Source organism: Acinetobacter sp. RRD8 (assembly GCF_031844225.1).
Lineage (GTDB): Bacteria > Pseudomonadota > Gammaproteobacteria > Pseudomonadales > Moraxellaceae > Acinetobacter.
Genome location: NZ_JAUZUU010000005.1, coordinates 53,068 through 65,052 on the forward strand (window position 1 = coordinate 53,068; position 11,985 = coordinate 65,052).

Annotated in this window: 8 protein-coding genes; 5 read left to right on the plus strand and 3 right to left on the minus strand. The window is 41.7% G+C overall.

Annotated elements, in window-relative coordinates; all coding sequences use genetic code 11:
* Nucleotides 1-179 precede the first annotated feature (179 nt).
* Entirely contained in the window at nt 180-2,435 is a 2,256-nt protein-coding gene (locus Q9R24_RS07105) for a TonB-dependent receptor domain-containing protein (RefSeq protein ID WP_311204472.1), read from the minus strand.
* A 266-nt stretch (nt 2,436-2,701) separates the two neighbouring features.
* On the opposite strand from Q9R24_RS07105, the gene tig reads away from it, so the two are divergent.
* The 4 genes from tig (at nt 2,702) to Q9R24_RS07125 (ending at nt 7,060) form a co-directional block, all read left to right on the plus strand.
* The gene (gene tig, locus Q9R24_RS07110) at nt 2,702-4,033 is read left to right on the plus strand and encodes a trigger factor (RefSeq protein WP_004647426.1); all 1,332 of its coding nucleotides are present in this window, start codon (nt 2,702-2,704) and stop codon (nt 4,031-4,033) included.
* A gap of 194 nt (nt 4,034-4,227) precedes the next feature.
* A complete protein-coding gene (clpP, locus tag Q9R24_RS07115; RefSeq protein WP_004647427.1) occupies nt 4,228-4,833 on the plus strand; it encodes an ATP-dependent Clp endopeptidase proteolytic subunit ClpP in 606 nt (201 codons plus the stop codon).
* Nucleotides 4,834-4,862: 29 nt separating this feature from the next.
* Nucleotides 4,863-6,173: an ATP-dependent protease ATP-binding subunit ClpX gene (gene clpX, locus Q9R24_RS07120; RefSeq protein ID WP_004278407.1), complete on the plus strand. Its 1,311-nt coding sequence runs from the start codon at nt 4,863-4,865 to the stop codon at nt 6,171-6,173.
* A 170-nt stretch (nt 6,174-6,343) separates the two neighbouring features.
* Nucleotides 6,344-7,060 (plus strand): DUF2846 domain-containing protein, encoded by a 717-nt coding sequence (locus tag Q9R24_RS07125; protein WP_311204473.1) that lies wholly within the window; start codon nt 6,344-6,346, stop codon nt 7,058-7,060.
* Between the two features lie 67 nt (nt 7,061-7,127).
* Here Q9R24_RS07125 and Q9R24_RS07130 read toward each other — a convergent pair whose 3' ends face one another.
* Nucleotides 7,128-8,654, minus strand: a complete 1,527-nt coding sequence (locus tag Q9R24_RS07130) for a fumarate hydratase (protein ID WP_004278405.1) — start codon at nt 8,652-8,654, stop codon at nt 7,128-7,130.
* A 711-nt stretch (nt 8,655-9,365) separates the two neighbouring features.
* Here Q9R24_RS07130 and Q9R24_RS07135 point away from each other — a divergent pair.
* Nucleotides 9,366-9,605 carry a DUF2171 domain-containing protein gene (locus tag Q9R24_RS07135; protein ID WP_004729548.1) on the plus strand — a complete coding sequence of 80 codons (240 nt, stop codon included), beginning with the start codon at nt 9,366-9,368 and terminating at the stop codon, nt 9,603-9,605.
* Nucleotides 9,606-9,836: 231 nt separating this feature from the next.
* Here Q9R24_RS07135 and pta read toward each other — a convergent pair whose 3' ends face one another.
* Entirely contained in the window at nt 9,837-11,975 is a 2,139-nt protein-coding gene (gene pta, locus Q9R24_RS07140; protein WP_247143239.1) for a phosphate acetyltransferase, read from the minus strand.
* Nucleotides 11,976-11,985: the final 10 nt, after the last annotated feature.

The following is an 11,985-nucleotide window of genomic DNA, read 5'->3' on the forward strand; positions in this document are numbered from 1 at the left end:
ATATCTACTTAAGTTTTTGATTTTAATAAATATTGAAAAATTAATCTGATTATTAAATTTTTATTGAGAATAATGATGTCTATAAAGGGACATAAATTAGGGATTTTTCGTGGAGTACTAATCTAGCGATAATAAAAAACCCTGCCAGGGCAGGGTTTTAAATAACTTTCACTTAAATATTAGAAGTCATATGAAACAGATAGCCAGTAGTTACGGTCTGGAATATAAGTACCCGCTAAACCACTCGTCGTTTTAGTATATAGGAAAGCATTTTCAACTTCGTTATCACTATTAATAAATGACTTATAGTCGCCAAAGTCTTTGTTCAATAAGTTATTCACACGACCTGAAACAGTAACTTGATTGTTGACTTTATAAGATGCACCTAAATTAAATAGCTCATAGGCTTTTAACTTATTGCCGACAGCATCAATTTCACGACTTACATTGACATCGCTTAAATCAGGATCTATGAAACGTACACGGTCAGATTTATATTCAGCTTCTAACCAGGTAGTGAACTTATCATTCACATACCAAGTTCCTGTGAAGTTCAAAGCGTGACGAGGTGTATTTTCAATAGGATTACCTTTATTTTCACCTTCGGTAATTTCAGACTCTAACCAAGTATAGTTTGCTTTTACATCAAAGCTTGGAGAAATTTCATATTTAGCACTAAGTTCCACACCGTAGCTTTCAGCTTCGCCTGCATTGCCTTTAAAGCTAAAGTTTTGCTGATTATCAAAACTGCCTACAGTCATGCAGTTGTTTGCAGGTGCTTGTCCTGTTGGGCGACCTGCCCATAAACAGTTTTCAACGACGCGTGCATCACTGATGATAATATCTTTAAACTGAGTAAAGAACGCAGTGGTAGCTAAAGAGAAATTAGACAAGTTGTCGTAAACGAAACCAAGTTCATAGTTTGTGGTTTCTTCAGGCTTAAGATCTGGGTTGCCCAAATTCACGTTTCGGCCTTGTGAGCTAAAACCATTGATTCCATTATGAAGGTCATTCGCTGTTGGAACTTTATAGCCAGTACTTATACCACCTTTTAAAATCAACTGATCATTGGTGTTCCAAACTAAATATGCGCGAGGTGTAAAGTGACCACCAAAAGCACTATGGTCTTCGTAGCGACCACCGAAAGTGAATGCAAGAGAATCCGTTAGATTCCATTCATCCTCAGCGAACACAGACCAAGAATCTTGTTTAAAAGCAACTCCATTACCTGCTGAGTTATCGATGGTTTCACCATCTTTATATTCAACACCAGCTGTAAGTTTATGGTTGCCAAGTGTTGAAATAATACGAGAATCAACGGTTAGGTCTTTATTTTCTAAAATACGATCTTGTGTACCATCTGAATAATAATTGTATTCAGGTACATTTCCTTTTGGAAGACGACGGCCTTCTTGTTCAGAAGAAACATAGTTTGCAAATGTTTTCCATTGACCTAAGCTAAGCTCAGCATCTACACCTGCAGAAATACGATCTCTTAAGAATTTGATCTCGTCTTTATATGAACCAATTCCTGATGGTAAACCTGTCGTACGGTTGAATTCGTAAAGTTCACCTAAACGGGCATCACTATTATCAAAACGTTGTTTAGCATGATCAAAGTCTACCCAAGTAGAGACATTATCATTTACATTTAGCGTAAGTTTTGTACCCACAGCATAATTATTTGCTTCTACTGTACGTGGGTCACGACCTTGGCTACCTTCATCAATAGTTTTTGCGGGGGTAACAAGTCGATCTGATTGATCGCGGTGGAAAAACTCGCCACGTACTTGTATACCAAGTTTATCTTGAATCACTGGACCATTAACAACTGCACTGGTTTTCCAGTTATTACCAATATCAGAATTTTCTTGAATATTCTGTTCAACAGAAACGTTACCATTCCATTCTGATGCAACTTTCTTGGTAATAATATTAATGATACCGCCCATGGCATCAGAACCATAAAGGGTAGACATAGGACCACGAATGACTTCAATACGTTCAATAGAAGCTAATGGTGGCATAAAGCTTGTACTAAATTCACCAAAACCATTTGGACCAATTGAACCAGAAGTATTCTGACGCTGACCATCGATCAAAATAAGAGTGTAAGATTGATTCAGACCACGCATTTGGATATTTAAACCACCAGTTTTGCCTTGGCCATTTCGTACGTCGACACCTGGTACTTCACTGAGCGCATCTGCAATACTGGTAATACCTTTTTTCTTTAATTCTTCTGCGGTTACTACACTAATTGAAGCAGGCGCATTTTTAATATCTTGTTCAAAACCCGCCGCTGAAACCACAATCGTAGACATTTGATGTGTTGTTGTAGGAGTCGCTGTCTCGTTCACAGTCTCTGCAAAAGTAGATGTTGCTGTAACCCCAAGAATTGCCAATGTAAGTGGACGAAGACTAAAACTATGCATGACCAGATTCCCGAACCGAAGAATAAATTAGTATTGTTGCTCAAATAAGAAACTGGATATTAATGATAGTATTTATCATTTGCAATAAAAATATACATTTTCTCTATTTAAATTGGGTTGAGTAGGTATCTGGAAAGGTGGCAATTCAAGTGAAAAAAGGGCTTAAAAACTGGAACTCGCGCGTATTTTTTGTATATCCTTAAATGTTGTCATATAATGTGGCACATTTTTATAAACCTGTTATAACCTAATATATAGAGGAAGCCATGCAAGTAACTTCTGAAGCGGTTTCGGGCGTTGCCCGTCGTTTAAATGTTTCTGTACCGACGAGCCGTATTAATGAGCAATTTGAAGCTCGTTTAAAGCGCACTGCTAAAACTGCGAAGATCAACGGCTTCCGTCCAGGTAAAGTGCCTGTAAACGTAGTTCGTCGTGAATACGGCGCGGGTATCTACCAAGAAGTAGTAAACGATATTATTCGTGACACAGTTTTCGAAGCGATCCAGCAAGAAAAAATCAATGCTGTGGGCATGCCAAACATCGAAAAAACTGAAATGAAAGACGACGCGCTGGTATATACAGCGACTGTTGAAGTTTATCCAGAAATCGAAGTGAAATTCGACGGTTTGGAAGTTGAGCGTAAAGCAGCTGAAGTAAATGACAAAGACGTTGAGAAGATGATTGAAAATCTTCAAAAACAACGTGCTGCTTGGGCTGAAACAAAAGGCATGGCTAAAAAAGACATGCAAGTAACTTTTGATTTTGAAGGTTCAATCGACGGCGAAAAATTTGAAGGCGGTTCTGCAGAAGACTTCAAACTAGTACTTGGTTCTGGTCGTATGATCCCTGGCTTCGAAGACGGTATCGTTGGTATGAAGAAAGGCGAAGAGAAAGTGATTGATGTAACTTTCCCTGAAGACTACCAAGCTGAAAACCTTGCTGGTAAACAAGCTCAATTCAAAATCACTGTGAAGCTTGTTGAAAAGCAAAAACTTCCAGAAATCGATGCTGAATTCCTGAAAATCTTCGGTGTATCTGAAGAAGAAGGCGTTGAGAAGTTAAAAGCTGACGTTCGTAAAAACATGGAACGTGAAGTGAAGAATGGCCTTCGCAACCAGGTTAAAGGCGCGACTTTCGATGCACTTGTAGCTGCAAACGAAGTTGAACTTCCAGCTGCTATGCTTGCTCAAGAAATTGACCGTCAACGTCAACAAATGATCCAGCAGTTCACACAGCAGTTTGGTGCTCAAGGTGCGAAAGCATTTGATTCAAGCATGCTTCCAGACGAATTGTTCAAAGAACAAGCTGAAAAATCTGTAAAACTTGGCGTACTTGTAAGTCGTGTTTTAGCTGATGCGAAAATTGAAGTAGATGCTGCACGCGTTGAAGCGTACATCGAAGACATGGCTTCTTCTTATGAAGATCCAAACGAAGTAATTGAATACTTCAAAAATGATGCGCAACAACGTGCCCAAATCGAAGCAGTTGTACTAGAAGACCAAGTTGTTGATTACATTTTGGCTTCTGCTAAAGTAACTGATGCGACTGTAAGCTATGAAGACTTATTGAAAGAGCAGCAAGCTCGTCAACAAGGCTAATTTAGCTTTCGATAAAAAAGGCGCTTAATGCGCCTTTTTTTCATATTTATGCCTGAAAAAAGCATTTCTGTTTTTCACAAAACTAATGCAAAAAATATAATGGATTTGTTGGCGAATTTTTTGCAATTTCAGTGATTATCCCTCATATTGTGATTATGGGTTAGGTCACAAAAAATTTAGGAATAAATAAACGTATGTATGTTCCAACGATTGAAAACGCTTTAGTGCCAATGGTGGTAGAACAATCCTCTCGTGGTGAGCGTTCTTTTGATATTTATTCACGCCTTTTGCGTGAACGTGTAATTTTTATGACGGGCGAAGTTGAAGACAACATGGCGAACCTGATCGTTGCGCAAATGTTGTTTTTAGAGGCGGAAAATCCAGATAAAGATATTCATCTATATATCAATTCACCAGGCGGTTCGGTAACTGCGGGTATGGCGATTTATGACACCATGCAGTTTATCAAACCTGATGTCGTAACGTACTGCATGGGTCAGGCAGCATCAATGGGTGCGTTCCTGCTGAATGCCGGTACCAAAGGCAAGCGTTATTGCCTTGAAAATGCCCGTGTCATGATTCACCAGCCATTGGGTGGTTTCCGTGGTCAGGCTTCAGATATTGAAATTCATGCACGTGAAATCCTGTTTATTAAAGAACGTTTAAACCGTTTAATGGCTGAACACAGCGGTCAGGATTACGAGAAAGTTGCACGTGATACAGACCGTGACAACTTTATGACTGCTCAGCAAGCGAAAGAATACGGTCTTGTGGACGAAGTTTTAACTAAACGTCCATAAGTTTTAAAGATTGAGATAATGGAGTAAATATGTCCGAACATCCTCAAGGACAAAAGCATTGTTCATTTTGCGGTAAAACGCAGTCTGAAGTCGGGAAGCTGATTGCAGGCGAGGACGCATACATTTGTAACGAATGTGTGGACGTATGCTTAGATTTGGTTCAAACCAGTCAGCAGGTGGAAACCAATGACTGGGCCAATCGTCCTTTGCCGAAACCGCATGAAATTCGTGCGGCCTTGGATCAATATGTGATTGGTCAGGACGTCGCGAAAAAAACCTTGTCAGTTGCGGTTTATAACCATTACAAGCGCTTGAAAGTGCAAAATAATGGCAAGAAAGCTGATGATTCAGTCGAGCTTTCAAAAAGTAATATTATGTTGGTTGGTCCGACAGGATCGGGCAAAACCTTGCTTGCACAAACGCTGGCACGTCTTCTTGATGTTCCATTTGCCATGGCAGATGCAACGACACTGACCGAAGCCGGTTATGTGGGTGAAGATGTAGAAAACATCGTACAGAAGCTACTGCAAAAAGCCGATTACGATGTCGAAAAAGCGCAAAAGGGCATTATCTATATCGACGAGATCGACAAGATTACCCGCAAGTCTGAAAACCCATCCATCACGCGTGATGTATCGGGTGAAGGTGTTCAGCAAGCATTATTGAAAATGATTGAAGGTACGGTTGCATCAATTCCGCCACAAGGTGGACGTAAGCATCCGCAGCAAGAATTTATTCAGATTGATACCTCGAACATCCTGTTTATCTGTGGTGGTGCATTCTCAGGACTTGAGAAAATTGTACAGCAACGTCAGGAAAAAGGTGGCATCGGCTTTACTGCAGAAGTGCGTAAAAAAGATGAAACCAAGAAGCTGTCTGACTTGTTCCGTCAAGTTGAAGCAACTGACCTGGTAAAATTTGGTTTGATTCCAGAATTTATTGGTCGTTTGCCAGTAATTGCCACTTTGGACGAGTTGGATGAAGAAGCATTGATGCAGATTCTGACTGAGCCGAAGAATGCGTTAACCCGTCAGTATCAACATCTGTTTGATATGGAAGATGTGGATCTGGTTTTTGAAGAATCGGCATTACGTGCAGTGGCTAAGAAAGCAGTTGAGCGTAATACAGGTGCACGTGGTCTACGTTCGATCCTAGAAAATTCATTGCTGGAAACCATGTATGACTTGCCAAGCCGTAGCGATGTCGGCACTGTCGTCATCAATGAAGCCGTGATTAAAGGTGAAGCAGAGCCGGAATACCGTGCCGAGCGTCAGCCACATGATCAGCAAGAGACTGCGACAAAAATAGATTTAAAGGTCGTGAATAGCAAATCCGCTTAATTGCTATTCGTCCGAAACGTGCGAAAACTCCGTGTTTTCGCACGTTTTTTATTTCCAAAAATAAAGCTCGGTGTTAATCTGATTCACTAGGCGTGGATGCCTAAAACTTATAAAAAACAAATCGCAAAGCACTTGCATACAAAAGAATAAAGACGCAGTGAGGGATAAGCATGCGTGGAGTCGCAATTGTACTCATCAGCAGTTTGGCATTGCTGGGGTGTCATGGTAAGAAAGCCGTCGTTGAGCCTACACAGCCACTCAGCACTTTAAAAAATATCGATCTTGAAAAAAAACCGGGCTTCGTCGAGCAGCATCGTATCGGCATGTTTACCATTGGCGGTTGGGTCAATCAAAAGCAGGGCAACCAGTTTCAGACGGTGAAACCGCAGCATGATGAAGCCGCCATCGTGTATTTATACCGGCCCGATTCTAAATGGAATCGTCAGGAAATTGTCGCTGCCAGCCTGTTTATCAATCAAGAACATATTCCAAGCTTATTGCACAACCATTATTACTGGATTGAAGTGCCTGCAGGGACCTATCGTTTGAGTACCAGTCGACCGCTAGGCGCGCTGCATTTCCAGAAACCTAAATATCTGGATTTTACTGTCGAAGCGGGACAGTCTTATTTTATTAAATATGATGAAGAGAATATCAGTACACGCCGGAGTGTTTCAGGGCCACTCATGCTGATGCCAGAAAAAGTTGGTCTGAATGAAATTACTTTTACTCAGCTAAAATCAGACAGTTTTAACTTCGTGGCACAAGATCAGGAAACTGGCCAGATTCGTAAAAAAGCCCAAAAAATTGAACCGACTGCTTATGATCCATCATTGGATGTACAGCTAAAAGCACCTTTTAAACTTTGGGATCCACGGACTTGGTAATTGACATTTTATTGAGAAAATATAATAAAAAAGCACCCTGAATGGGTGCTTTTTTATACAGATTTAATTAGCCCGCAGCAGCGTCAACTACTGGAATCTTACCAATTTTTGCTTGCCAGATTTTAGGTGCAGTCGCGTGAATAGAAGTACCATTCACATCAACCGCTACAGATACCGGCATATCTTTTACCACAAACTTGTAAATTGCTTCCATACCCAGGTCAGCAAAGGCAACCACTTCAGCTTCGCGAATAGCTTTAGACACGAGGTAAGCAGCACCACCGACAGCCATCAGGTAAGTTGCCTGGTTGTCTTTAATGGCTTCAACGGCAGCAGGACCACGGTCTGCTTTACCGATCATGCCGAACATGCCAGTTGCTTCAAGAACTTGACGCGTAAATTTATCCATACGCGTAGCCGTTGTTGGGCCAGCAGGGCCTACAACTTCGTCGCCGACTGGATCAACAGGGCCAACGTAGTAGATAAACTTGCCTTTCAGATCAACAGGAAGTTCTTCACCGTTGTTCAGCATGTCGACCATACGTTTGTGTGCAGCATCACGACCTGTATAGATTGTACCGTTAAGAAGAAGTGTATCGCCTGGTTTCCAGCTATTCATTTCTTCTTGGGTAATCGTGTCAAGGTCAACACGTTTAGAAGATGAAGAATCCCAAGTCACAGCAGGGTAGTCTTCAAGTTTAGGTGCTTGAATATGTGCAACACCTGTACCATCTAACTGGAAGTGTGCATGACGAGTCGCAGCACAGTTCGGGATCATACCAACTGGTTTACCTGCAGCATGACATGGATAATCTTTGATTTTAATATCAAGTACAGTGGTTAAACCGCCAAGACCTTGTGCACCAATACCCAAAGCATTTACTTTTTCGAAGATTTCGATACGAAGCTCTTCCATTTTGCTTTGTGGACCACGACGAAGCAATTCGTCCATGTTGATCTCTTCCATCAATGCTTCTTTGGCAAGCATCATGGCTTTTTCAGCAGTACCACCGATCCCGATTCCCAGCATACCTGGTGGACACCAGCCTGCACCCATGGTTGGAACAGTTTTCAGTACCCAATCCACGATTGAATCAGATGGGTTTAACATTGCTAGTTTAGATTTGTTTTCTGAACCGCCACCTTTGGCTGCCACAGTGATATCTACTTTATTACCAGGCACAAGCTTGTGGTAAATCACGGCAGGAGTGTTGTCTTTGGTGTTCTTACGACCAAATGCAGGATCAGCCAGAACTGATGCGCGAAGCACGTTCGAGTTTTCTAAATAACCCTGACGTACGCCTTCATTGATTGCATCATCCAGGCTCATGGTTAAATCGAATTTAACGTCCATGCCCACTTCAACAAATACGTTGACGATACCGGTATCTTGACAGATTGGGCGGTGGCCTTCTGCACACATGCGTGAGTTAATTAAGATTTGTGCGATCGCATCTTTAGCAGCTTTGTTCTCTTCACGATCATACGCACGGCTCATCGCTTGGATAAAGTCCTGTGGGTGATAGTAAGAAATGAACTGAAGCGCATCTTTAACTGATGTGATCAAGTCATCTTGCTTGATAATAGTTGTCATACAAATATCTCTTGAGCGGGCTGATAGCTAGCGGGCTAAATTATAAGACAAAAGAATCGGGTTGTGGGCATTTTGGGCGAGCATTGGCCGAAAGTTTATAGTTTAAGCAATCTGAGCAAGGACTTTAGCTATTCCATGGGTCAAATATGACAGCAAGTTGTCATATTCAATGTCATATTTCAGATAAAAAATACGCATAATTTTGCTTATTCCGTATTAAGCGATTGAATTTTATTAATTATTTTAAATTTAATAAAAAACCAGATTGTCATATAACTGTCATAAAACTTTTACATAATGCAGCTATTGAAACGGGAGATCCTAACAATGGTTACAGGTATTTTGATGGCAGCTGGTTTTTGTGTATATATCGCTGCAACTTGGATGTACGGTCAGAAAGAAGATCAAGCCTAAGCTTTATCTTCTTTTTTATTTTAAGACCTCAAAGAATTAACCTATCTTCAAATCTTCAAATCTTCAAATCTTCAAATCTTCAAATCTTCAAATCTTCAAATCTTCAAATTTTCAAATCCAGTTATAAAAATATTTGAAAACTCAAATTTAAAAAGTATCTCTCCTATAGCTTACTCAAGCCATGTTGACCATTTACATTTTTAACCCAGAAAAACTCAAAGCCTGAAAACCCTTACACATGCGGCATTTTTTATTGCTTAGACTGTTTCTCTCAACTTCTAGAAACAGGCAAGTAGAATGAACAATTTTAATGCAAGTGATATTAAAGAACATGCTTCAGTCATTGCTTCATGTGGTACTCAAGTCGGGAAGGTGGACCATTTAGAAGGTCAGGATTCAATTAAATTAACAAGAAGTGATGATGAAAATAATGAGCATCATCTGATTCCCTTGAGTTGGGTAAGTGAAATCAAAGACGATAGTGTCGTGCTCAATAAAACTGCGGAAGAGGTACGTAAAGAGTGGACTACCTTATAAGAAATTAAAGTTAGTGGACTGAAAAGCAGGGCTGCTTCAGCTTAATTTTTTATGTCACAGACTTTATGAGTAACCGTTGAAAATGCCAGTTCGAAAGACTGGCATTTTTATTGTTTATTAAAACGAGATAATGATCGCGTGCTGAATTTATTGAAGCTATGAGTGTTTTTTTATAAAAAAACCACCTGATTTTTCAATCAGATGGTTTGGAAAACTTAAATTCAAGAAGTATTAAGCTTCTTGCTGCTCGGCCTGAATCGCGGTTAAGGCAATGGTAAACACGATGTCATCGACCAAGGCACCACGCGACAGGTCATTCACAGGCTTATTCAAGCCTTGCAGCATTGGCCCGACACTGACTACATTGGCAGCACGTTGTACCGCTTTATAGGTCGTGTTACCGGTATTCAGATCCGGGAAAATAAATACATTGGCACGTCCAGCCACTTGTGAATCAGGTGCCTTTTGGCGCCCCACGCTTTCCACCGATGCTGCATCATATTGTAATGGCCCATCAATCAACAGGTCAGGACGACGTTCTTTGGCAATGCGTGTAGCTTCCGCGACTTTTTCCACATCAGCGCCAGTACCCGAAGTTCCTGTCGAATAGGAAATCATGGCAATGCGTGGATCTATACCAAAGGCTTTGGCAGAATCGGCGGACTGGATTGCAATTTCGGCCAGCTGTTCTGCATCAGGGTCCGGATTGATCGCACAGTCACCATACACATAGACTTCATCTGGCAACAGCATAAAGAATACGGAAGATACCAGTGAGTAATCCGGAGCAGTCTTAATCAGCTGGAAAGCAGGACGTACCGTATTCGCCGTGGTATGCACTGCACCCGACACCAAACCGTCAACCTGATCCAGCGCCAGCATCATGGTGCCAAGTACTACTGTATCTTGCAGTTGTTCACGGGCCTGTAGTTCGTTGAGCTTGCCTTTACGCAGCTCCACCATCTTGTCGATGTAGTTTTCACGCACCAGATCCGGATCAAGAATTTCCAGATCTTCAGGCAATTCAATACCGCGAGCTTTGGCTACTTCTAGCACAGCTTCAGGCTTGGCCAGCAAAATACACTGTGCAATACCACGCGCCTGACAAATGGCCGCAGCCTGTACGGTACGCGGTTCATCACCCTCTGGCAGTACAATACGTTTTTTCGCAGCAATCGATTTCTGTACCAGTTCATGACGGAAAGCGGAAGGTGACAGACGTGGCTTATAAGAACCATTCAACATTTGATTCAGCCATTCCGGATTGATATGGCTTGAAACAAAACGTGTCACCTGATCTGCACGTTCGGTATCATCCACTGGAATTTCATTGCTCAGATTTGCCAGTTTTTGTGCGGTTTCAAAAGTGCTAAGTGGCGTATGTAAAATCGGTAAACCTTGCTTGATGGCAGCTTGACAGAATTCCAGTACATGATCATTTGGCTGTTGATGTTCAGTCAGCACCAGACCGGCCAAAGGAATCCCATTACTGCTGGCCAGACTACTTGCCAGTAATACGTCAATCCGGTCAGAGGCACTAATAATTAATTCGCCAGCCACAAATTTATGCAATTCATGTTCAATATTGGCTGAAATCAGGCTGCTATGTTGTACACGGCGCTGTTTGGCTTCGCCTTCGTTAATCCAGTAGGCAGAAATATGTGCAGCCAGATCAGACATGCGCGGCACACTTAAGGTTTTACTGAAAGGCACCAAGCCAATCACTGGTAATTTTTCAGAGCCAATATGCGGATGCGTCTGCTGAATGGCGGTGATAAATTCGGCGGTTTCAGCTTTAAGGCGTAAATCCGGATTCAGCGTGACAGGAATCTGCGCAGATTCTTCAGGTAGGCCTTTGGTGCGCATCAACATGATGCCCGCAAGGCGGGTAGAGCTAGCGCCACCAAAATTACGCAGCTGATGTTCAACTTTATCTGCGGTTTGGCTTGGCTGCTGAATATTGGCATTGCTGACGACAATAACTTTGGCATCCAGTGCTTGTGCCAGTGAAGCATTCAAATCATCGGCAAAACTGTCCTGAGTATTTGGCAACAGCCCTTCGACAATAATTAGGTCATGCTGTTTAGCAATTTGACGATGCAGACGCACCGCTTCTTCAAGCAATTCATCCTGTTCACCCAGATTGATCTGCTGCAAGACTTTGCTATAACGGATAGGTTCAACCGTTTCACTTTGAGAAATATGACGATACAAAGCCGTGGTGCGGTCTTCGATTTCATTCAATTCCTGGGCAAAAGGTTTCAGGAAACCAGCTTTTACCCCTTGGCATTCCAGTGCATAAATCAGGCCCAAACATGCAGAAGTTAAGCCTACGCCTTCCCCCGTGGGAACCAATAAAATTGTTTTCATAAATTATGTC